Below are 23,807 nucleotides of genomic sequence, written 5' to 3' on the forward strand. Positions count from 1 at the left end.
GCCCGCGACACCGCCGCCCGGCACCACGGACCCTGATCCCGAGCAGCCCGCCCCGTCCACGACGGGCCCCAAGCCGCGCGGCACCACCACCGCCCCGGGCACGGCACCGGGCACGTCGTCCTCCACGCCCGCGCCGTCCACGACGACCACGCCCCCCAGTAACTTCACCTTCCCGTTCCCCACCACCTCGACCACGCCCGCGGTCCCCGACCCGAACGCGACCCTCCCCCCGGTCCTCCCGACCACGGATCCGACCCTCTCCCTCAACCAGGTGAGCGTCCGCGACTCCGCCTCGTTCGACTCGGTGGAACGCCTCCAGCTCGCCTCGGTCGCGGGCGGTTTCATCAGCCTCATCGCCCTCGCCCACTTCGGCACCTGGGGCCTCCGCCGCCGCTCCACCAAGAAACTCCTGGCCGTGGCCCTGGGCCCATCGATCGTCCCCGGCTCGGCCCACGCCCGCGTCACCGCCGACAAAACCGTCATCGACGCCGCCACCGAAGCCTCCCGAGCCTGGTCCACCGAAGGCCCACCCCCCAAACGCCGCTGGCGCCGCACCCCCAAACCCCCCAAGCCGACAAAGCCCCCCAAGCAATCCAAACGCTCCCGCCGCAAACCCGACCCCGAAGCCTGACAGGCCCGCTCACCGACGACCGTCGAACCACCGGTTCGACGGTCGTCGCCGTATCTGCCCCTGCTATCAAGTGAGGTTGAGATTCGTTGGGGGGAGCGCCAAATAATTGACTCTTGTCTCTTGGGTGGCCGTTTCTGGTCAGGGGTTTGAAAATTGGTTACCGAGTGGACTAATTTGACGGCAGCCGCATCCGCCATGTCCAATCCATCCGTCTTTTAGTAGCTCGATATTCTCCCCGAACGCCAGCAGGTTCCCATCTCGAGGATCTGTGGGGATGTTTATGTATAATTTCCTAAAGAATTCGGTGCACCGCGATGGTCCTCTTTCGCGGAGGTTGGTAGCTGCACTGCTAGCGCTGTCCACTACTGTCACGCTGAGCGCCGTCCTGGCTGATCCAGCTCCCGCGGGGTCAAAACCCAGGGCCTATGACTTCAGTATTGAGAAAGGTAAAGCTCCGGGTACTCGCGGCCCGTTGGGTAAGAACTTCTCCATGACCGAACTGATGGTGAAGTTCCGGACCGACCAGGTCGTGAGGTTGCGCCGTGGCGGCGTGGTCGCGAAAGACGGAAAGGATGCCACGGCCATCACCCGAGTGCTGGCCAAATATCCGGGCACGACGATCGTTCCAGCCTGGAACGTGCCGGAGAAGGAGATCACCGCTCAGCGCGAGAAACTGGAGAAGCGGTCGGGCCGCGAGCTACCCGACATGAACTCCTGGTATCGGGTCAGCGTGCCTAAGAACATCGAAGGGCTGCTGGCTGACCTGAATGCGCTGCCCTCGGTGGAGATCGCGCAGGCCTCCTCCCATCATGTGAAGGTCGACGAGCCCCTGCGCGCACAGCAGCCGTACCGCAACGCGGTAGGAGTCAGCGCGGGCACGGGTGTGGACGCCGATTTCGCCAACTCCCAGCCGGGTGGGAAGGGCGAGGGAATCACCGTCACCGACGTCGAGACAAGCTCCCAGTGGGACGGCTACCCGACGGTACTGGCGACCATGACGTCTCCAGGCACCCAGGCGGCGGGTGCCAGTCATTCGCTGCATATCGCTCATGGATACGACGACGTTTATGCGATGGGCGGGAACTCGCGGGGCCAACTCGGAGACGGCAGCACCACTAACCGTGACAAGCCGACCAAGGTGCCTGGACTGGTCGGAATCACTGCGGTGGCTGCGGGATTCGTGCATTCTCTGGCGCTGAAGGGTGACGGCACGGTATGGGCTTGGGGTGCCAACTCCTACGGCCAGCTCGGCAACGGGAACACAGTCGATAGCGGCGTTCCCGTCCAGGTATCCGGTATTAGCAATGCCGTTGCCATCTCCGCAGGAACCTACTTCAGCCTGGCGGTACTGGCGGACGGCACGGCCAGAGCCTGGGGGCAGAACACTTACGGCCAGCTCGGCGACGGAACAACCGCTAATCGGCTCACCCCGGTTGTGGTCTCAGCCTTGGCCGGGGTCCCGGCTAAGGCTGGTTCGATCGCGGGCGGCAGCGGTCATACCATCGCCGTGCTCACCGATGGGACGGTTCGGGTCTGGGGCTCCAACGGTTCCGGGCAGTTTGGCAACGGCACTACCGGCGGCATCGCCAATGTGCCGATAGCCGTACCTGGCCTGACAGGCGTGACACAGGTCTCAGCCGGGTACCTACACAACATCGTCCGTCTGTCCAACGGCACAGTCCGTACCTTCGGCTCCAACGAGCTGGGGCAGCTGGGCAACGGGCTTCTGACCGACAGCAATGTCCCTGTCGATCCAGGGCTGACGAGCGTGACGCACATCGCCGCCGGTAGTCGTTTCAACGTTGCTGTCAAAAACCCCACTGCACCCGTGTGCTGCAACGCGACCGTGTGGGGTTGGGGGGCCAACGAGTCCGGGCAGCTCGGCACCGGTTCCACCGCTTCCGCCGTACCGACGCCGCAGCAGGCCATGGTCCTCGACTCACACAGCGGTGCCTACTCGGTCAACTCGCTGGCCGCGGGTGCTCGCCATGTTCTCGCCAACGGGCAATGGTCCTGGGGGCTCAACTCCAGTGGACAGCTCGGCATGGGAAACACCGCCAATCTCAGCGTTCCGACCCGGTTTCTCCACATTTTCTCCCACTTCAACTCCTGCCATGAGGAGTTCGCCGACCGTGCGTCACCGGTCGTAGAGCTGGGCGGCACGATTGGTGATCCCTGCCTGCCACACACGCACCCCACCTTGATGCTGGGCATCGTCGGGGCCGCGGTCGGCAATGGCAAGGGGCTCGCGGGAATCGCGCCCGCAGCCAAACTCAGGGTCAGCTGGGCGAACGTTGGGGGAAGCGCTTTTCGGGACGATGAGCTCCCCGGAGCGATCAGCACTTCCCAGCCAGGAGATGTGATCTTTCTTGAATACGCTGCCGCTGGTGACCTCGGAACCGGTAATGAATATCCGGCGGAGCTTAATGCGTACGACTACAGTGACATCGCTCTCGCTACTGCCGCGGGGATTACCGTGGTGGAACCGGCTGGCAACGGTTACACCAACCTGGACAACCCATCGGACGTCTACGCCAATCAGATCATGAGCCGGCCAGACTCGGGCGCGATCATTGTCGGCGCGGGCGAGGCGCCGACCGTCAACGGTGCCAACTGCTACGGCACCAATCGCCCTGCGCCGCGCACCGCGATCAACACACCCACGACCGGCTGGGGTTCCACCTATGGCTCGCGCGTTGACGTCCAGGGGTATGGGAACTGCGTGACCACCGTGGGCGTCCCGGCCCACAAGTACCTCACCCCGTCGGAGACCGACCCGAACAAGATGTACACACGGGCAGGCGGCACGTCCTCGGCAACGCCGATCGTGGCCGGAGCCGTTGCCGCGCTGCAAGGCATCGCGAAGAAGGCCGGGGCCGTTCTGACGCCCGCCGAGGTGCGTCACATCCTCAAGGTCACGGGCACTCCGCAACCGGCGGGAGACCCGCACCATATCGGCCCGCTTCCCGATCTGCGCGCCGCGGTCGGCTTTCTGCGCGGTGGCATCGCGGGTGGCGAGCGCTTCACCGTCGAGGTCAAGAACAACGGCACGGTCTGGGCGTGGGGCCACAACAACGTCGGCCAGCTCGGCAACGGCGGCACCATCGACAGCAACGTTCCGGCCCAGGTCAGCGGTCTTACCGGCGTCAATCGTGGCCCCGGTGCGGTCGCGGCAGGCCCCAACCACGCGCTCGCGGTCAAGGCGGACGGCACCGTTTGGGCTTGGGGCGAGAACTCCTCTGGCCAGCTCGGCGACGGCACCACCACGACCCGCACCACCCCGGTCCAGGTGCCTGGCCTGACCAATGTGGTAGCGGTCGCGACCAGCAACGCCTTCTCTTTGGCGCTCAAGTCCGACGGTACCGTCTGGGCCTGGGGGGCGAACCTCGCTGGCGGGCTGGGCGACGGTACGACGACCAGCAGGCTGGTTGCAGGCCAGGTGCCAGGTCTGACAGGTGTCAGAACGATCTCGTCCAACGCCAACCACGCGGCTGCCGTCCTGTCCGATGGCACCGTCCGGACCTGGGGCATGATCATGTACAACAGTACCGGGGTCATGACTACCACCCCGGTGCAGGTCGCGGGTCTCACCGAGGTGGCGACCTGGCCAGGCGCGCTGGCCACCGGCGACAGCCACACGACGATCGTGAAGACCGACGGCACCGTCTGGAGCTGGGGTTCCAACACCGGCGGCGAGCTGGGCAACGGCACCACCACCGACATCGGCGCCACGGCTCCCGCCAAGGCCACCGGTCTCAGTGGAGTCGTAGCCGTGGGCAGCACTGATCACACGGGGTTCGCCGTACGCGCGGACGGAACTGTGGCTTCTTGGGGTGCCAACAGCGATGGCCAGCTGGGCACAGGTGCCCTAGGCCCCGCCAACGGCACTCCCACGACCATTCCCGCACTGACCGGCATCGGCGGAGTGACCGGCGGTGCCTATCACGTTGTAGCCCTACGCTCCAACGGCACGACCTACGCATGGGGCTCCAACTACCGTGGCCAGCTGGGTGATGGCACCAACACCAGCCACTACACCGCTGCCCCCGTGTCCGGAATGCCCTGACCGAGCCGCACCCAACGAGGCCCTCCCCGTTCGGGCTTGGGTTCAACGGGTCAGGGCGAGGGCCTCGCCGGTGGCAACGGCCGACGACGGCGTCCCCGAGTCGGGAGTTGGTGACGTTTATGTTCTCCGCCTGGGTGGAGCGATCGGCATTCGCGTCGACGACGCTTATGTCGCGGCTGACTCCTTTTACGGATGATCCGATTGTGTGGCGGATGTTCGGCGTCGCGCTCGGGGTGGTCGTGTACGCGGTCACGGCCGGGCTGGCGATCAGGGGTCGGCCGCGGATGTCGATCGTGGCGCCGATCCTCGCCGCGCTGATGATCTTCGTGACGTTGGCGTTGATACGGACGTTGCGGGTCCGGGTGTTCGCCTTGATCCAGCTCGCGCCCTGCCTGGAGGCGATCAGCTCGTATAGCCGCCGTCATCGACGCGATCTACCCGCTGCCCGGGCGGCTGGAGCGGGGGAGCTCCGCCGCCGGAGGGTAACGGGTCGACGGTCTGCTGGCGGGGCGGGCTCGGGGTCCGTGTAGGGGATCGACGTGCCTGGTCTGGTCGGGTTGGCGTGTGCGCGTCAGTCCGTCATCATGCCGGCGCAACCCGTCGGCGGGCCGGTTTTTTTCCGGACGGACGGTCGTGGCGGTGACCGGGGGAGCCGTCGCCGATGAGGACGTGGCGCGGTATCTGGCGGTCGGTCTGGACCGGACGTTCGCCCAGGACCCCGCGTTCGGGTTCCGGGTGCTGGCCGACATCTGCCTGCGCGGCCGCCGTCAACGATCCCGCGACCGCCGTCCAGGGCCTCGACCACATCGCGGTGCTTCTGCTGAGGTTCGCCGACCGCGAGCTGGATCTGGGCACCGTCCGGGACGCCGACGGCGCCGTCAGGCTGATCGTCCCGGTGCCGGGCTGGGACGGCTACCTGTCCGTCGCCCTGGACGAAGCCATCGGCGACGCGGCCCGCTCCCCTGGTCACGGACCGGCCGTCCGCAGGACCGCCGTCGCCCTGTGTCTGGGGCGCCTCCGCCGGATTGCTAGCGGGTGAGGTCGGCGCGTAGCGCCTCGATCATGGGGGCGAGGGCCACGGGTTCGTCGTCGTCCCGCCCGTCCGGGGCTGCGGCTCGGCGGCTCGTCTCCTGTTCGAGCGGCAGGACGGCCTCGACCGCGTCAGGAGAGGCGACGAGCCGGATCTCGATGTCGGGGGAGGGCTTCGGCAGCCGCTCGTTGACCAGGATCTGGACCCGGCGCGCCTGAGCGATCTCCCGGCCGAACAGTTTCCGCAGCTCGGCCTGGTTCTCCAGCTCCTCGCTCCGCCGCCGGTTCACCACCGACAGCGTGCCCGAGATGAGCTGCTGAAGCGCCATCCCGGACGGCGCAACCACGACGTCAAAGCCGGCTCGAGACTCGCGCGCGCGGTCTTACCGCGCTGTGCCGCCGACACGATCCAGAAGACCGAGATTCGCGCACTATGAACGAAACCGAGCCATTAACAGAATGGCGTTCTAGAAACTGCTTGACAAAAGTCAATCATGTGATCCAGGTCATAAAGACAGTGTTGTTTTTTTGAACTAGCGTGATCACGAACAGCAGGAATGTTCATTCGATAAGGGGTATTCTGTGGACGTATTCCTGACCAGATCTGGTTCGTACCTACCGGGTGACCCCGTGGGGAATGACGAAATGGAGGCACGTCTGGGTCTTGTCGACGGAAAGCTGTCCGATTTCCGGACCAGGGTTCTCGACAAGAACGGAATCAAAAAGCGCCATTACGCGCTCGACGGCGAGAGCCGCCAAACCCATCTCAACGACGAATTGGCGGCGGCCGCGGTGGCCGATCTGCTGACGCGGCGCGATCTCGGGCTCGAGGACGTCGGCATGTTGGCCGCTGCCACCTCCATTCCCGACCTCCTGATGCCCGGCTTCGCCGCCATGGTGCACGGGAGGCTCGCCGAGCACGGGCACAGCGCCCCGGTCGAGATCCTCTCGGCCTCCGGCGTCTGCGTTTCGGGGGCCGCCGCGATGCGTCACGCGGCCAACGCGGTGCGGACCGGATCACACCGCCGGACGGTGGCCGTCGCCTCCGAGCTGGCCAGCGTCATGATGCGGGGCAGCCGGTTCTCCGGCGAGAGCGAGCAGGCCCGCGAGCGCGTCGACGTGCCCGACGGCTTCCAGTACTGACGGTCGCGACGCTGGCGATCCTCATGGACTACCGCACGGCTGAACGGGCGGTGAACTCCTTCCAGCTCGACGAGACTCTCCTGGCGTCGATCGCCAACCTCACCGGCGACCAGGTGTTCCGGACCTGGACCCCCGTCAAGTTCGGCAACTGGCTGGGCAAGAGCAACGACGTCGGCCGCGACCTGCTGTGGCACTTCATGGTCAACGAATACGCCCACACCCGCCTGGAACGACTGCGTGACGTGGGCGTCCGACAGAGGGAGACGATCGATGACGGACACTGACCTCATCTACAACCCGTTCGAACCGGGCTTCACCGACGATCCCTACCCCGTCTACCGCGCGATGCGCGACGTGGAGCCGGTGCACGAGTCACCGTTCGGGGTGACCATGCTGACCCGCTACGACGACATCCACGCGCTCCTGCGGTCCGGCATGTCGGTCGACTCCCGGCGGATGGGGAGGGGATGTTCCGGGACCAGTTCGAAAAGATCGACGGCAGCAGCCCGACCTTCACCCGGTCGATGCTCGACCGCGACGCCCCCGACCACACCCGGCTCCGCTCCCTGGTGACGAAGGTGTTCACCCCCCGTTCGATCGCGGCGCTGGAACCCATGATCACCGCATTGGTGGACGACGCCCTGGATCAGATCGAAGCGGCGGGGAGCGTGGACCTGGTCGAGACGCTCGCCTTCCCGCTGCCGTTCACGGTGATCTCGCGGATGCTCGGCGTCCCGACCACCGACCATGTCCGCATCGCGGCTCTGAGCGGCACGATGGTGCGTTCCCTCGAACCGGTGACCGATCCGCAGGTGCTCGACCAGATCATCGCGGCCTCTCGCGAGATGACGGAACTCGTCAAGGAGCTGATCGTCTGGAAGCGGGCCAGCCCCGGCGACGACCTGCTCAGCGCGCTCATCGCGGCCGAGCATCTGGGTGACAGGCTGACCGAGGAGGAGCTGGTCGCCCAGATTCTCCTCCTGTACATCGCCGGCCATGAGACCACCGTCAACCTGATCGGCAACGGTGCTCTCGCCCTGCTGCGCAACCCCGACCAGCTCGCGCTGCTCCGGGACCGGCCGGATCTGGCGGACAACGCGGTGGAGGAGTTCCTCCGCTACGACAGCCCCGTCCACCAGGGCCGGCGCATCATCACCGGACCGTACTCCGTGGACGGCAGGGAGATCCCCGTCGGCGCCTACGTGGTCGCGGTCCTCGCCTCGGCCAACCGCGACGAACGGTTCTGGGGGCAGGACGCCGACCAGCTCCGCCTCGACCGGCCCAACGCCCGCAGCCATGTCGCCTTCGGCGGCGGCCCGCACCACTGCCTCGGCTCCGCGCTGGCCCGGCTCGAAGGCCGCGTGGCGTTCGAACGCCTGGTGACCCGTTTCCCCGCCCTCGCCTTCGACGGAGACGTCCAATGGAACGGCCGCATCAACCTCCGCGGCCCGGCGAAACTCCCGGTCTCGGTGTAGTCCGTAACCCGCCGTCCGGAAACCAGAGGCCGCCCGCTGTCCGCAGCCGGCGGCCTCATCTGTACCAACCATGCGCTTGTGCACACGGCTAGAGCGGTGGGGCACAAGAAGAGGCGTCGAATCTGGGCGCGGCCCACTGTTCACTGACAAAACTGCTTGATTACCTACGGGAGGCACCCGGTTATGTAACAACGTTCATGTTTTCGCCACCCTGTCCTCGGTGCCGTCCGCTCACGAGGAGGACTTCATGTTCGCCACATCCCGTCTCGCCGCCTCCTGTCTGGCGGCGGGCCTGTTCGGCCTGGCGCTGGCCGGTCTGCCGGCCCCGGCGTCCGCAGATCCCGCCGGCCTGCGGGAGGTGCTGTTCGTCGGCAACAACTGGGACGGCACCGCCGACGTCATCAAGTCCACCGGCGCCTACGACAAGATCGCCCGCGTCAATGTCGTCCCGGACAAGGAGGAGCGGCTCACCGAGATCTTCCTCAACCCCGTCAAACTCGTCTTCTTCCTGGGCGTTCGCTACGGTCCAGGCGAAGGCCACGACCAGCTCGTCGACGACATGTACTCCACGCCCGACGGCACCGCCATGGTCGTCTCCCGGCCCAGCTTCGCCGACGTCGTCTCCATCGACCTCGCCACCGGGAAGATCAAATGGAGGTTCCCCACTTCGGGTTTCCGCTCCGACCACATGGCGATCTCTCCCGACGGAACCCGCGTGGCCGTATCCGCCTCCACGTCCAACACCGTCCACGTCCTGGACATCGCGACCGGTAAGCAGCTCGGCTCGTTCGCCACCGGCGACAAACCCCACGAGAACATCTTCACCGACGGCGGCAGATACCTCTGGAACATGTCGATCGGCGAGGTCAACAACGACTTCGACGCACCGTGGCAGGACTTCCTCAAGGGCGACCGCAAGGTCGTCGTCGCGGACGCCACCACCTTCAAGGTGGTCAGGACCATCGACATGCGGCAGCGCTTGGACGCCTTCGGCCGTAAGGACCTGTCGGACGCCGTCCGGCCCGCGGTCTTCACCCCCGACCAGGCGAAACTGTACTTCCAGGTGTCGTTCTTCAACGGTTTCGTGGAGTATGACGTCGCCACCGACAAGGTCACCCGGGTGAAGACGCTGCCGAAGAACCCCGCCACCAGCGACGACCGATCCAGCTATGTCAACGACTCACGCCACCACGGTCTGTCCATGAGCCCGGACGGCGCCAAACTCTGCGTGGCCGGCACCATGGACGACTACACCACCGTCGTCGACCGGGCCACGCTCGGCCAGGGCCCGCTGATCACCACGTCCAAGCCCTACTGGGCCACCGTCAGCGGCGACGGGAAGCACTGCGTCGTCTCCGAGAGCGGCGCCGACCAGGTCACCGCCATCGACTTCGCCACCGGTCAGAAAGTCGTCTCGATCCCGGTCGGCGACCACCCGCAACGCGTCCGCCTCGCCCAGGTCCCCGCCGGCTGGACCGGCCCGACGGGCTGAGTACCGCGCCCCTCCACCGCGAGAGGAACCTGGCACGAATCGGCAAGGATCCCGGCTTTCTCGTCCAACGATCTCGGTGGTTGTTCTTGAGAGGTTGATCTCGCCCACCCATGCGAGAGAGAAGGCAGTACATGTCCGACCACAGGTTCGCTTGGCGCAAGGTCACCCTCTCAGCGGTCACGGCGATCGTCGCCGTGGCCGCCGCCGCGACCGCAGCCCAGGCCGCCCCCCAGCCCAGAGCCCCGCTGACGGACGCCGTCCTCGCCAGCGGCAACTACCACAGCTTGCTGGTGAAGCCCAACGGCACGCTGTGGGGCTGGGGCAGCAACTTCAGCGGCCAGCTCGGCACCGCCGGTGCGGGTGCCAAGAGCTCCGCGACCCTGGTTCCGGGTATCTCCGAGCTGAGCCACTATCCCCGGTCCGTCGCTGCGGGCGAGCGTCACTCGCTGGCCGTGAAGTCCGACGGGACGGTCTGGGCGTGGGGCGATGACTCCGATGGACAGCTCGGCAATGGTCTTGCGGGAAGCACCTACGTGCCCACACAGGTGTCGGGGCTGTCCGCAGTCGTCGCGGTCGCGGCGGGCTTCGAGAGTTCCTATGCGTTGAAGTCCGACGGTACCGTCTGGGCCTGGGGTGCGAACTCCTACGGCCAGCTCGGAAACGGCACCACGACCTTGAGTCAGAGCCCGGTGCAGGTCAGCGGGATCACCAATGCCCGGGCGCTCTCGGCCGGCTACGGATTCGCGGTGGTGACCCTGAACGACGGCACCGCCAAGGCCTGGGGCTCGCAGGACTCCGGCTCGCTCGGCAACGGCGCGGCGAGTGGTATCAGCACCACGCCGAGTACCGTTTTCGGCCTGACAGGGTTGAGGCTCGACCGGGACGCGCTTGCGAGCGGAAGCGCGCACACTCTCGCGGTCAAGACCGACGGGACCCTGGTGTCCTGGGGACTCAACGACGACGGGCAGCTCGGCAACGGCTCCACCACCGACGCGACCAGCCCCGTCTCCGTCACCGGTCTGACCAACGTCGCCAAGGTCGGTGGAGGCTGGGTCAACTCCTACGCGATCACCTCGGGTGGTGTCGTCAAGTCGTGGGGATCCGGCGGATCCTCGCCGGCCGGCCCGCTGGGCAACGGCACGGTCGTGGGCGCCACCACGCCGGTGACCGTCTCGGTCGTGCCGACGACCACCATCGGCGTGAGTGGTGGCGACTCGTGGGCGGCCTCCGTCTCTCCGGACGGCACGGTCTACAGCTGGGGTTATGACGCCGTCCAGGCGCTGGGCAACGGCGCCGGGGGCAGCACCTCCACGCCGGCAGTGGTCATCAACACCCCGTAGCCACTACCCGGAATCCAGAGGCCGCCGGTGCCCGCAACCCGGCGGCCTCGCCCTGTCTTCTGTCGCAGAGCCGCACGGGCGGTCTAAAGAAACGCGCACATGTGGAATTTCGCGCGTGGGAGTCGCGGAAATCAGGCGTTGGGTGAGCGGTCATCAAGCAGGCCATCGGGATAACGTTTTCATTACGTTGATCTTGATGATGTGGGGATCTTGATGGCGATCGGACTGTTCAGCGTTGAGGATTTCGAGATCGAGGAGCGATTCGAGCGCTGGTACGAATTCATCTGTGACACCTACTGGCCGGCTTGGACGTCATATGGCGGGGAGGCGCGGGATTTCGAGGCATCCGCGCAGGTGCTGCCGCTGGGGAGCCTTCAGTTCGCGAAGCTGAGCACGTCGCCTCTGCGGTATCGGCGGACCTCCCGGCAGGTCCGCACGAGCGATCCCGAGGTCTATCTGCTCGTGCTGCAACTCCAGGGTGTCGCGAAGTTCGACGGGACGGAGTCGGGAGCGGTCGTCCGACCTCGGCAGTTCCTGCTGACCGACAGTTCACGCCCGTTCACCAGCGAGGGACAGGAAGGTCGCGGCACCGTCAGTCTCACGATCGCTTTTCCGCGCTCGCTGATCGGTGTTCCGTTCTCGCCCATGCCGCTGGACATGGTCGTATCCGCGGAGGAAGGGATGACCGCACTCGCCGCGAATTTCTTCACGGACATGATGTCCCGCACCGGCGAATACCAGGATCAGGACCTCGGTTCACTGGGCGTCATCGCGTCGAGTCTGCTGCAGACGATCTTCGCGGAATGGACGGGGGAGCGGCCGCCCCCGGAGGCACGGCAGAACGTGCTCGTCCTGCGCATCCGCGCCTACATCGAGCGGAATCTCGCAGATCCGGGGCTGAACCTCGCCACGATCGCCCAAGCCCATCAGATCTCCGTGCGGCAACTACAACGGATCTTCCCGACTCCGGTGGGCGGCGTCGCCGCGTGGATCAGGCATCTGCGGTTGCGGCACTGCCGCGACGACCTCTCCGATCCCGGGCTCGACCGCCTTCCCGTGAACGAGATCGCACGACGCTGGGGCTTCACGGACGCCGCCCACTTCAGCCGTGCGTTCCGCGACGCGTTCGGGATGCCCCCGCGCGACTACCGTGCGACCACCCGCGCAGTGGGAGCCGCCTGATCGAATTCCGAGACCCCGCCCCCCTAGAGAACGCCCCCGGCGCCGTTCGCAGGCGGCGGGGGCTCTGTGCTGGTTCTCCCCGTTACGCCGGGGGGATGAGCTTGGCGGTGATGGTGTTGCCGGGGCCGGTCGCGAAGACGCCGAGGATCGGGTTGAGGAAACCGCAGTTCTCGGTACCGGAGAGCGGGTAGTCGTCAGCGACGTAGTCGCCGCCCTTGTACGGGTTGAAGAAGACGCCGCGCTTCGTGTGCATGGCGATCTTCGACGGGGTGGGGGTCTGGCACTTGTCGCCGCCGCCGACGGGGATGAACCCGAAGGCGTTGAACGACGAGTACTTGACGTACATCGTCGAGACGGTGTCGATCTCGCCGTTGGCGTACTTGCCGACGGTGTCGCCGACCTGCTGGAAGGAGATGTCGGCGGTCAGCGGGAAGAAGCCGAGGATGCTGAACTGGCCCTTGGTCTTGTTCAGGGTCAGCGGGCCGGTGATGTCACCGGTCTTCCCGTCGACCGTGACCTTGATCTTGCCGTCGAGAGGCAGGGTGCCGTTGGCGGACTTGATGAACGACGAGCCCTTGAGGTTCAGGTCGTAGGTCAGCGTCGTCGGCGGGTGGACGGTGCTGTCCCTGGTCCAGGTGCCGGCCGGCGGGTAGGGGGTCGGCGCGGGCTCGTAGGTGACGGGCGTGTCCACCACGTTGATGTCCGCCAGGACCGTCGTGCCGGTCGGCGACGTCTGCTTGCAGGGAACGTCGAAGGTGCCCGTGCCGGCCGGCTGGCCGGCGGCCGTCCTCCCGGTGACCTTGAGGTTCAGGTCGCCGAGGACGAGATTGCCGGCACCGGTGAAGTCGAACCCGATGCCGGGCGCCTTCCCGTAGCTTCCGATCTCGAACGAGCCCGTCGGGGGGACGGGGGTGACGCCGAGGATCTGCCGGACGTCCATGTTGACGGGGGCGACGCCGCCAGGACCGTTCACCGTCACCTTGGCCGTGGCAAAGCCCTCGAGGCTCTTGACGCCGATCGCGGCGAGCCCCTCGGTGGTGTCGGGCCCGACCGTGTTGGCGGTGGTGATGACGATGTCGGGAGAGGCCGTCTCCCTCTCGAAGGTCGTCGGCACGTACGCCTTGACCTTGACCGTCAGCGGCCGGGCCCCGATCAACGGGTAGACGCAGCTGTATCCGACCGTCTTCTCGACGGGTCCCGCGGCCGCGGCCGGGGTGGCGCTGATGATCGACACGAGGCCGAGCCCGAGCCCGGTGGTCACGCCGACGATGGCGCCTGTGACGCGCTTTCTGCTCACTTCTTGCCTTTCCTCTGAGGAAACTGCGCGGCCGTCGATCTTTTCGGGGTGACGGCTGGAGCGGGGTGGGATGCCATCGTGTGGGCTGCGCCACTGTTCGTTCTACGAGATCAAATAAACATCCATGTCTTCAGATGCGTCGCCAGTTGACAAGCCCTTTGTTGATCTTGTGGGGAAAGCGCTGGTCAGATCGCATTCGAGCCGTCGGAAGGGTCTTCCGCAAAATATCCGAGGGAACTCCCGTGAAATAAAAAACGCCCCCGACACCCTTTGCAGGCGTCGGGGGCTCTGTGCTAGTACTACTGCTTACGCGGAACCTTGGAGCGGTTACGCGGGGCCGAGCTTGGCGGTGATGGTGTTGCCGGGACCGCTCGCGAAGATGCCGAGGATCGGGTTGAGGAAACCACAGTCCTGGGTACCGGAGAGCGAGTAGTCATCGGCGACGAAGTCGCCACCCACGTTCGGGTTGAACACGACGCCGCGCTTGGAGTGCATCGCGATCTTCGACGGGGTGGGGGTCTGGCACTTGTCGCCACCACCGACGGGGATGAAGCCGAAGGCGTTGAACGCGGCGTACTTGACGTACATCGTCGAGACGGTGTCGATCTCGCCGTTGGCGTACTTGCCGACGGTGTCACCGACCTGACCGAAGGCGATGTCGGTGGTCACCGGCAGGAAGCCGAGGATGTTGAACTGGCCCTTGGTCTTGGCCAGGGTCAGCGGGCCGACGATGTCGCCGGTCGCGCCGTCCACGGCCACGCTGATCTTGCCGTCCAGCGCCAGGGTGCCGTTGGCCGACTTGATGAACGAGGAGCCCTTGAGCGACAGGTTGTAGTTCAGCTTTCCGGCCGGGTGGACCGTGTTGTCCTTGGTCCAGTTGCCGGTCGGCGGGTACGGGGTCGGCGCGGGCTCGTAGGTGACGGGCGTGTCCACCACGTTGATGTTCGCCAGAACCGTGCTCGGGCCGGACTTCTGCTTGCAGTTCACGTTGAAGGTGCCCATGCCGGTCGGCTGACCGGCGGCGTTCTTCGGGGTGACCGTGAGGTTCAGGTCGCCGAGGACGATGGTGCCGGCGCCGGTGAAGTCGAAGCCGATGCCGGGGGCCTTGCCGTACGACGGGAGCTGGAACGCACCGCTGCCGGGGACCGGGGTGATCCCCAGGATCTGCCGGACGTCCATGTTGACGGGGGCGACGCCGCCGGGACCGTTCACCGTCACCTTGGCGGTGGCGTAGCCCTCGAGGGTCTTCGCGCCGATCGCGCCGAGACCGTCGGTGGTGTCCGCGCCGACGGTGTTGTCCGTCGTGATGACGATGTCCGGCGCCGCCGTCTCCTTCTGGTAGGTCGTCGGCATGTACGACTTGACCTTGACGGTCAGCGACCGAGTCCCGATCAGCGGGTAGGTGCAGTTGTAGTCGACCGTCTTCTCGACGGGACCCGCGGCCGCGGCCGGAGTCGCACCGATGATCGACGCCATGCCCAGACCGAGCCCGGTCGTCACGCCGATAACGGCGCCCTTGACGCGCATTCTGCTCACTTCTTGCCTCTCCTCTGGGGATACCACACGGTCCGTCGTCCATTTTGGCGACGGCTGGAGCGGGTGGGATGCAATGGTGTGGTCCTCGCCACTGGCCGGTCTACTTTGAGAGTGCATGTATCCCGAGTCACCTGTGTCAAAGGTTGATAAGTTCTCGGGCCCCTGCCCTGGCCTGCGGAAACGCTGCCGTCGTGTGGTTTCTGCAAACGGGAAGCCGGATTCTTATCACTCCCATACGAGGACGGTGGGCCTGACCTGCGCGTACTCTTCCGGCCGCCGGAAGCGTGCAGATGTGAGTCCCGTCACGATCGAACTTGTAAAACGACAGCAGGGACTAACTGCCTACCGAGAAGTAATTTACAAGCCTGAAACTCTGGCCTGTTCCGTACTACGAGAGGTAGCAGGTGAATCGCAAGAAAGCGTCAAATGGTCGCAGGGCCCTTTCCCTGATGACCGCGGCAGCTACAGCCGCTTTCGGCGTGGTCGCACTCGCGGCGGGATCGGCTCATGCCGCGCCCGGCCCGATCACGGCGCCCCCCATCAAGTACACGTGTGGCTGGCCCCTCATCGGCACTCAGCCGATCACGGTCACGGTGTCCACCACCCTTCCGGACTTCCAGACGGGCGGCTCCTACAGCCTGCCGATCACCGCTGTCACGGAAGTCAATGAGGCCTCCGCCAAGGGCATGTGGGCCGCGAAGGCCTACACCATCGAGGGCAGCGGCGTCGCGAACGCGAAACTGTTCAGCCCCGAGTTCCCCAACGGCAAGGAGGTGAAGACCAACATCAGCATCGGCAAGAAGCCGATCACCAGCCCTGGGACCCCCGCGGACACCAAGAGCAATGTGGCCTTCCCGCCGCCTGAGCCGACCTCTGGTTTCTCGCTGACCGCGACGGGCAACTCCGAAGAGGTCAAGGTCACCCAGGGTGGCTGGGCGCAGATCAACGTCGAGAACCTGAAGCTGAAGCTCACCCCGAAGGACGAGGCGGGTAACCCGACGGGCCTCGGCACGTTCGACGCCGACTGCTGGGTGCAGGAGGGTCAGCACAACGTGCTCGGCCAGGCCTACATCAACGGTGGCGGCACGCCCGGCAACCCGCCGGCGACGTTTGACACCCAGCCGCCGCGCGGCGTCGACACCAAGGAGTACGCCGGCCCGACCAAGCGTTACGAGCTCGCCGCCCCGCTGAGCTTTAGCTGCCCGTTCCCGGCGATCCAGCGTCGCACCATCACGGTGGACATGGCGGTCGACTTCCCTGAGGAGATCGACACCAACACCCGTGCGAAGCCCCTCGCCATCGAGGTGACCACGCACCTGGGCGCGGACGTCTCCACCGCGATCGCGGGCGTGTTCGCCAAGTATCTCAGCGGCATCGCGATCTCGAACAACATCATCAAGACGCCTGACGGCGAGCTGGCTTCGCAGACCCTGGCCAAGCTGGAAGAGGCCACGGTCCCGGACCCGATCGACGAAGAGGGCAACACCCCCGGCTTCGAGATCAAGGGCGTGGCGACCGCCCCGGCCCTGGTCTTCCAGAAGGCCGGCGACGGTTCCATCGTCATCGGTGACCCGGCGCTGTCCCCGGTCCGTGACCTGGTCCTGTCCATGGACGCCTTCGACGCGGACCACGTCCGCCTCGCGCCGCCCATCGGCCAGTTCCGCCGCAACTGCAACCTCCTGCCCGGCAGCACCGGCAAGAACCTCCTCACCTTCAAGGTGAAGCAGTCCGCCCAGCCAGCCCCCGGTCAGGTCACCAACCTCGCGGTCACTCCGAAGAGCACCACCGCGGACGTCACCTGGGGCGCCCCTGCCACCGGTGGCACGCCCACCGGCTATGACGTGAGCTGGACCGGTGGTTCGACCGGCTCCAAGGAGTCCGGCTCCCCGGCGACCCTGACCGGTCTCGTGCCGGACAAGGACTACACCGTCACCGTCGTGGCGAAGAACGCCGCCGGTGCCGGCCCCGCCGCCACGAAGACCTTCCACACCGACCCGGCGCCGATCCTGGCTCCCGGCCCGGTCACGATCGAGCCCGGTGAGGTCACCACGACCACGGCGACCGTGAAGTGGAAGGCCCCGGCCACGGGCGGCGCCCCGACCGAGTACCTGGTCGCCAAGGGCGCCGAGGACCCGATCAGCGTGCCCGCCAGCAAGACCGAGGCCAAGTTCGAGAACCTGACCCCGGGCACGGTCTACAACTTCACCGTCGTGGCCAAGAACGCCTCCGGCTCTTCCGTGCCGGTCCCGGCCCAGCTCAAGACGGCTGACGCGCAGACCCCGCCCCCCACTCCCGGCAACCTGAAGACGACCGGTGTCACGGCGACCTCGGTCTCCGTCTCCTGGGACGCTTCGGCGGACGCCGACGGTTACACCGTCGCCATCGGCGACGCGCCGGCGACCGCGGTGACGGGTACGACCCACACCTTCGAGGGTCTGACCCCGGACACCGACTACGTCGTGAAGGTCGCGGCCGTGAACGAAGCCGGTACCTCCGCGCCGGCCACGCTCCCGGTGAAGACCGCGAAGGACGAGCAGCCCCCGGCCCCGGTCACGAACCTCAAGGGCGTGCCGGCCGTCGACCAGGTCTCCCTGTCCTGGAACGCCTCCCCTGGCGCGACCAGCTACGACGTCATCAAGGGCTCGGACGCCCCGATCAACGTGACGGGCACCGAGAAGGTCATCACCGGCCTCGAGGCGTCGACCGAGTACACCTTCAAGGTCATCGCCAAGAACGCCAAGGGTGACTCCGCTCCGACGAGCACCACGGTGACCACCCTGGCCAAGGAGGTTCCGCCGGTTACGGTGACGAACCTCAAGGCCACCGCCACCACCACCGAGATCACGCTCGACTGGACCGGTTCCCCCGGTGCGACCAGCTACGACGTCATCAAGGGCTCGGACGCCCCGGTCAACGTGACGGGAACCAGCCACAAGTTCACCGCCCTCACCCCGGGCACCGAGTACACCTTCAAGGTCATCGCCAAGAACGCGGCGGGCAGCTCCGCCCCCGCCGAGGTCACGGCCAAGACCCTCGAAGAGGCCAAGCCGCTCGCCGCCCCGGTGATCACCGTGGACAGCGCCGACTCCTTCGCCCCGACCCTGAGCTGGGGCGCGGTCAACGGCGCCACCGGCTACGAGGTCTACCGCGACGGTGCCAAGGTCGGTTCGCCGACCGCGACCACCTTCAAGTCGGCCGACCTGGCCTACGGCAAGAGCTACAAGTTCACGGTGAAGGCCGTCAACGCCGTTCCGGCCGAGACGTCCCCCGCCAGCAACGAGATCACCGTCACGCCCAAGGACACCACCAAGCCGACCGCGCCGGTCCTCACTCCCGGCACCGTCAGCTCCAACAGTGCGGCCCTGAGCTGGACGGCCTCGACCGACAGCCAGGCCGGTGTCGCCGGATACGACGTCTTCAAGGACGGCGCGAAGGTCAACACCACCCTCGTCACCGCGACCAACCTCACGGTGACGGGCCTCGACGCCGACAAGGACTACAAGTTCACCGTCCAGGCCGTCGACAAGGCCGGCAACGTGTCCGACCTGAGCAACGAGGCCACCGTCCACACCCTGCCGATCACGCCTGGTGCGGACTTCGCTTACGGCATCACCGGCTCGTCCAAGATCAAGGCCGCGAACGGCACCGTTCCGCTCAAGGGCTCGATCAAGGGCAAGCTCGACGCCGCCGGCAAGTTCACCTCCGACCTGACGCTCGACAAGACCACCGGCAACTTCTCGCTGTTCGGCTTCATCCCGGCCACCGCCGAGGTGTCCTACGTCCAGCAGGGCCAGACCACCGGCACCCTCGCCGGCGCGAACCTGACCACCAACAGCAAGATGCTGGTCAAGATCCCGACCGTGAAGGTGTTCGGCTTCGAGGTCGCGGGTGGCCCCACCTGCCAGACCAAGACGCCGATCGACGTCACCCTGAAGTCCACCGACTTCAAGGCGGCCACCGGCGGCACCCTGTCCGGCAGCTACACCCTCCCGGCCATCGACGGCTGCGGTCTGCTCACGCCGATCGTCAGCGCGCTGGTCGCCGGTCCGAACAACACGATCAACCTGACGCTCAAGAAGTAACGAGCGCTCAGTAGCACCAGGTCGGGCCCCCGCTCCGCGTTTCCGGTGGCGGGGGCCCTTCTCCCACCCGTTTTCCAGTCTGGAGTTCCGCAGGTGAGCGTCATACCAAGGTCGACCGGGCGCAAGGCGACGCTGGGTGTCACGGCCCTCGGGCTGATCGCCTACGCGCTGTACGGTCTCGACGCCGGCAGCCCCGCGTCGGCGGCACCGATCTCCGTCGATCTGACCTACAGCTGCGTCTTCCCGGTGATCGGGAAGAAGGAAATCAAAATCAACATCAAGACGGACATCCCGGCGAAACTGCCGGTGGACGTCGCGATGCCCCGGATCAAGGTCGACGCGGTCGCGGCTCTGACCGAGGACACCACCAACGGCCTGCTCAGCCTGGGCGCGGAGACCATGCGCGGCGGTGCGATCACCTACGCCACGCTGTCGGTGCCGGAGTTCCCCAACGGGATCCGGTTGAAGGTCGGCGCCAAGATGGCCCCGACCACCATCCCGCCCGCCGGAGCCACCGACGTCATCGCCAAGGGCTCCGCGATCGGGCCCACGCTGGTCCAGGCGGGCCCCGGCAAGATCACCATCGGTGACATCCTGCTGAAGCCGGACCTCAGGGACAAGGACGGCCAGCCCACCGACCTCGGTGAGGACTTCTCCGTCACCTGCAAGCAGAACCCCGGCCAGAACCCCGTGCTCGCACAGTTCGAGGTGCTGGGCGGCGCCGACACCAAGGCGCCCACCAAACCCGGCAAGCCGGAGATCACCAAACTGCGCTCCTCCGCCGTCACCCTGACCTGGGGCGCCTCCACCGACGACGTCGAGGTCGCGGGCTACGACGTGTACTACGGCGACAAGGTCGTCCCGAACGAGAAGATCACCGGTAACACCGGGGTCGTGTCCGGGCTGAAGCCCGAGACCGAGTACACGCTGAACGTCCGGGCCAGGGACCTGTCCGGCAACGTGTCCGAGGCGAGCGAACCGATCACGTTCCGGACGCCCAAGTACGTCCCGGACACCGAGGCGCCGTCCGCGCCCACGGAGCTGAAGCTCCTCAACAACTCCTCGGCGACCGCGATCCGCGTCGGCTGGGGCGCCTCGACCGACAACGAGGAAGTCACCTCGTATGTGATCCTCGCCGACGGGGCCCAGGCCGGCGTCGCCGAAGGCACCGCGACCGATTCCTGGGTGTACAAGCTGGCACCCCGCAAGAAGTACGTCGTCACCGTTCGAGCCAAGGACGAGGCGGGCAACCTCTCCAAGCCCAGCGCTCCGCTCACGGTGCAGATGCCGGCGGGACCGCCCGCCAACTGCGGCGACATCAAACGCGACGGCTACAAGAACCGCGGCTGCATCTTCATGTCGGGCTTCTCCAACATCAACAAGTTGAAGGCCGCCACCGAGATCAACGGCCCGAAGCAGAACCCCGCACTGACGAACGCGACCTACCGCGTCCAGTACGACAAGAACAAGCAGCTCACGACCACGACCGTCAAGTTCGCGATGGACAAGCCGATCCGGTCCCGTTCCACCTTCCTGACGTTGGGCATCATGCCGACCACGGGGACCGTCGAGCTCGAGCAGGTCGGCGACGGTACCCTCGTCGCCCTGTCCCCGGACGGCCAGGACACCTCGGTCACCGGCAAGATCTCGATGCGGATCCGGCTGTACGACGTGACCGTCAACGGCGCTCCGCTGAAGCTCGGCGCGAACTGCCGCAGTGCGCAGCCGGTCGAGATCGCCCTCAAGGGCGGCGCGCCCGACTACACCGACCCGCTGCTCGGCGGAGTCCTCCGCGGCCAGATCCCGATCCCGTCCTTCGCCGGCTGCGGTGTCGAGAAGGAGCAGCTCAGCCGACTGCTGAGCACCCTGATCTCCGGCCCGAACAACCTGCTGAAGATCACCCAGGGCCCGGTCTGCCGCGCCGACACCGGCAACTGCGCACCGATCGAACCGAAGCGCTGACGGGAGCGAAGACAATGATTTTCCCACGCAAGAAGCTCGCGCCGGTCACGGCCGTCGTTCTCGGCACGGCCGCGGTAGGAGCGTCGGTCTTCGTGAGCCTCGCCTCCGCACGAGCCGAGACCCCGCCGCTCAACCTCGTCTACGCCTGCGACTATCCGATGATCGGTATGCAGGACATCGCTGTCTCTATCGTCGCCGATATTCCCGACGCCTGGCCAGCGGACGGCGAGGTGATGGCCAAGCCGAAGATCACGGCCACCACGGCGATCCCTGCCGAGACGGTGGAACTGCTCAATCTGATGAAGGGCGCGACCCTCGAAGGTAACGCGGGCGCGGCGGCGGCGTTCAAACTCGAGGGCAGCAACGAGTTCACGAGCCAATCGGCCCCTGCCGCTTTTCCGGTTACCCCGATCCCCGCGTCAGGACCGATGACGGTCATTGCGAAGGGTGAGATTCCGGTCGCCTTTGGTAGCAGCATTGATTATTGGATGCAGATCTATGTTGCGAACATCGACCTGAAGATCACGGTAAAGGACAAGGCAGGGACCCCCACGGCTCTCGGTGCCCCCTTCACCGCCAAGTGCTATCAGAAGCCCGGCCAGAAGAACCTGCTGACGGAGATCAAGTTCGGACAGCCCGCCGATCACCCGGCACCGCCGAAGTACACCCCGCTCTGGATCGACAACTGGACGAGGCCTCCGCTTGAAGGAAAGAAGACGACCAAGGAGTTCGTCTATACCTGCCAGAAGCTCCCGATCCTCGGCAGTCAGAAGTTCAAGGTCAAAACCACGGTGACCTACCCGGCGGCCGTTCCATCCACTGTCTACACTCCGAAAGTCAAGATCGATTCGATCACCGAGCTCAACACCGACACCGTTGAAGGGCTCAACCTGATCTTCGGAACGGGGATCAAAGGCTCGGCGGTCGCTCAGGCTTCGCTGTTCGCGCCTGACATTCCCGGCGGCGCGGGGCTCGGCGTGCAGATCGGGCTGCCCATCGAGAAGACTCCCATTCCCCAGTCGGACTTCGGTCCTTGGCCTACGGCGGGTCTTCCCGCTAACGGCGAAGCACCTTCGCTCCTGCTCAAGACGCCCGGTCAAGGGCGGATGACCGTGGGCGGCCTGGAGGTCACCATGACTCCTGTGGGTGCCGACGGTAAACCTACTGACATCGGAACGTTCACCCGCAGTTGCGTCATGGACGGCGACCAAGATCCTACGGTGGCCACGTTCGCGGTGACGGCGAACACGGGCCCGGCGAAGCCTACGGGCGTCGTGGCTGAGAAGATCGGTGAAACCTCGTTCCGTCTGAACTGGGACGACATCAAGGACCCCGATGGCGATGCGGTCGTTCGCTACGAGGTGCGGAAGAAGACTCCAGCCGGCACACCCGGCGGGCTGATGGCCTACTCCAAGACGAGCGAAGTCGATGTCCTCGATCTCACGCCGGGCAGGCCCTATCAGGTGGTGGTCTGGGCATACGATTCGCGCGGCGGCATATCCGAAGCCAGTGCGCCACTCGCCGTGACGACGGCCGAAGAAGGTGCGCCGCCCGCTGAGCCCGCGCCGCCCGCGGCGCCGGAGCCGCCGAAGGAGCCGGAGAACGCTCCGCCCGCCGCCACGCCACCCGCCGTGCCGGCCGGGGTGACCGCGTCGAAGGTCGCCGCCGACTCGTTCCATCTCGACTGGGCCGACTCCGTGGATCCCGCCGGCGGAGCCGTTCACTACGAGCTGTACGTGAATGGTCAGAAAATGCCGGGCGAGGCCGCCGGAAGCGAGGCCGACGTGAACGGCCTGACCCCTGCGACCAAATACACCGTGACGGTCGTGGCGGTGAATGCCAAGGGCGACAAGTCCGAGGCCAGCGCCCCCGTGGAGATCACTACCGGTTAGTAGATTCCGCGCGTCATCCTGCGTTATTCGCTCAGGGCGCGCTAATACACCGACTGTTTATCTCCCTAGGATCGTCGCACCACCCCGAAAAGGAGTCACCCCGATGTTCAAGCGTTGGGCAGTAATGGGCGCGATCGTCGCCCTGGCGGGCTCGTCGCTCGCCGCCTGTAGTTCCGATGAGGGCAAGAAGACGGTCTCCGACTCGGTCGGGACCGGCCCGAGCGTCGAGTGGGCGCAGAAGGTGTGCGCCGCCGTCACCTCGGGTTCGCTGCGGCTGCAGATGCCGGACACCGACCCGAAGAACGCCAAGAAGTCGAAGCAGGCGATCGTCGTGTTCCTGACGGACCTGTCGACTCAGCTCGGCACCCTCGACTCCAATCTGGAGACCATCGGGAAGCCGCCGGTCGCGACCGGTGAGAAGTCCTACACCGACGCGATGGCGAACCTGAAGGGTTCGAAGGAGGCCGTCGACAAGGGCCTGAAGACGCTGAAGGCGTCGAAGGTCAGCACGATTCCGCAGCTCAAGACCGCCCTCGCGGACGTCGCCGTCACCATCGACAAGTTCAGCTCCTACCGCGGGCCGGCCGGTGACATGGTGACCAACCCGGACCTGAAGGCCGTGTTCGCGAAGACCCCGGCGTGCGCGTCGGTCGTCGCCGGCAAGTAGGGGCCGGAAAAAA

At 66.3% G+C, this 23,807-nt stretch carries 16 protein-coding genes and 1 pseudogene; 14 read left to right on the plus strand and 3 right to left on the minus strand.

Annotation, left to right across the window (positions count from 1 at the left end; genetic code table 11):
* From ACYVE7_RS03720 to ACYVE7_RS03735, 4 genes and pseudogenes are all read left to right on the plus strand, one after another.
* Positions 1 to 631: pseudogene (locus ACYVE7_RS03720) on the plus strand (hypothetical protein); the annotation flags it as partial.
* Positions 632 to 1,121: 490 nt separating this feature from the next.
* Positions 1,122 to 4,697, plus strand: coding sequence for a S8 family serine peptidase (locus ACYVE7_RS03725; protein WP_460363094.1), 3,576 nt, complete (start codon positions 1,122 to 1,124; stop codon positions 4,695 to 4,697).
* A gap of 119 nt (positions 4,698 to 4,816) precedes the next feature.
* Positions 4,817 to 5,227 (plus strand): hypothetical protein, encoded by a 411-nt coding sequence (locus ACYVE7_RS03730; protein WP_460363095.1) that lies wholly within the window; start codon positions 4,817 to 4,819, stop codon positions 5,225 to 5,227.
* Positions 5,228 to 5,358: 131 nt separating this feature from the next.
* The gene (locus ACYVE7_RS03735; RefSeq protein ID WP_460363096.1) at positions 5,359 to 5,736 is read left to right on the plus strand and encodes a DUF2254 family protein; all 378 of its coding nucleotides are present in this window, start codon (positions 5,359 to 5,361) and stop codon (positions 5,734 to 5,736) included.
* Here ACYVE7_RS03735 and ACYVE7_RS03740 read toward each other — a convergent pair.
* A complete protein-coding gene (locus ACYVE7_RS03740; RefSeq protein ID WP_460363097.1) occupies positions 5,726 to 6,055 on the minus strand; it encodes a hypothetical protein in 330 nt (109 codons plus the stop codon). The genes ACYVE7_RS03735 and ACYVE7_RS03740 overlap by 11 nt on opposite strands.
* A 253-nt stretch (positions 6,056 to 6,308) precedes the next feature.
* Here ACYVE7_RS03740 and ACYVE7_RS03745 point away from each other — a divergent pair, with 253 nt between their 5' ends.
* From ACYVE7_RS03745 to ACYVE7_RS03770, 6 genes are all read left to right on the plus strand, one after another.
* On the plus strand, positions 6,309 to 6,869 hold the full coding sequence (locus ACYVE7_RS03745; protein ID WP_460363098.1) for a hypothetical protein: 561 nt from the start codon (positions 6,309 to 6,311) through the stop codon (positions 6,867 to 6,869).
* Positions 6,870 to 6,892: 23 nt separating this feature from the next.
* Entirely contained in the window at positions 6,893 to 7,153 is a 261-nt protein-coding gene (locus ACYVE7_RS03750) for a DUF6999 family protein (RefSeq protein WP_460363099.1), read from the plus strand.
* 183 nt (positions 7,154 to 7,336) lie between these two features.
* Positions 7,337 to 8,344: a cytochrome P450 gene (locus ACYVE7_RS03755; RefSeq protein ID WP_460363100.1), complete on the plus strand. Its 1,008-nt coding sequence runs from the start codon at positions 7,337 to 7,339 to the stop codon at positions 8,342 to 8,344.
* Positions 8,345 to 8,591: 247 nt separating this feature from the next.
* Complete coding sequence (locus ACYVE7_RS03760) at positions 8,592 to 9,836, plus strand: YncE family protein (protein WP_460363101.1); 1,245 nt, start codon at positions 8,592 to 8,594, stop codon at positions 9,834 to 9,836.
* Between the two features lie 131 nt (positions 9,837 to 9,967).
* A complete protein-coding gene (locus ACYVE7_RS03765) occupies positions 9,968 to 11,176 on the plus strand; it encodes an RCC1 domain-containing protein (protein WP_460363102.1) in 1,209 nt (402 codons plus the stop codon).
* Between the two features lie 213 nt (positions 11,177 to 11,389).
* Complete coding sequence (locus ACYVE7_RS03770; protein ID WP_460363103.1) at positions 11,390 to 12,358, plus strand: helix-turn-helix domain-containing protein; 969 nt, start codon at positions 11,390 to 11,392, stop codon at positions 12,356 to 12,358.
* A gap of 82 nt (positions 12,359 to 12,440) precedes the next feature.
* Here the strand turns inward: ACYVE7_RS03770 and ACYVE7_RS03775 are convergent, their stop codons facing one another.
* Together ACYVE7_RS03775 and ACYVE7_RS03780 are read right to left on the minus strand one after the other, a co-directional pair.
* Positions 12,441 to 13,655, minus strand: a complete 1,215-nt coding sequence (locus ACYVE7_RS03775; RefSeq protein WP_460363104.1) for a DUF6801 domain-containing protein — start codon at positions 13,653 to 13,655, stop codon at positions 12,441 to 12,443.
* A gap of 327 nt (positions 13,656 to 13,982) precedes the next feature.
* A complete protein-coding gene (locus ACYVE7_RS03780; RefSeq protein WP_460363125.1) occupies positions 13,983 to 15,182 on the minus strand; it encodes a DUF6801 domain-containing protein in 1,200 nt (399 codons plus the stop codon).
* Between the two features lie 458 nt (positions 15,183 to 15,640).
* On the opposite strand from ACYVE7_RS03780, the gene ACYVE7_RS03785 reads away from it, so the two are divergent.
* From ACYVE7_RS03785 to ACYVE7_RS03800, 4 genes are all read left to right on the plus strand, one after another.
* On the plus strand, positions 15,641 to 19,273 hold the full coding sequence (locus ACYVE7_RS03785) for a fibronectin type III domain-containing protein (RefSeq protein ID WP_460363105.1): 3,633 nt from the start codon (positions 15,641 to 15,643) through the stop codon (positions 19,271 to 19,273).
* Positions 19,274 to 19,366: 93 nt separating this feature from the next.
* Positions 19,367 to 21,235, plus strand: coding sequence for a DUF6801 domain-containing protein (locus tag ACYVE7_RS03790; protein WP_460363106.1), 1,869 nt, complete (start codon positions 19,367 to 19,369; stop codon positions 21,233 to 21,235).
* Between the two features lie 14 nt (positions 21,236 to 21,249).
* Entirely contained in the window at positions 21,250 to 23,127 is a 1,878-nt protein-coding gene (locus ACYVE7_RS03795) for a DUF6801 domain-containing protein (protein WP_460363107.1), read from the plus strand.
* 103 nt (positions 23,128 to 23,230) lie between these two features.
* Positions 23,231 to 23,794 (plus strand): hypothetical protein, encoded by a 564-nt coding sequence (locus ACYVE7_RS03800; RefSeq protein WP_460363108.1) that lies wholly within the window; start codon positions 23,231 to 23,233, stop codon positions 23,792 to 23,794.
* The last annotated feature ends 13 nt before the right edge of the window (positions 23,795 to 23,807 follow it).

This window comes from Actinocorallia lasiicapitis, assembly GCF_054778695.1.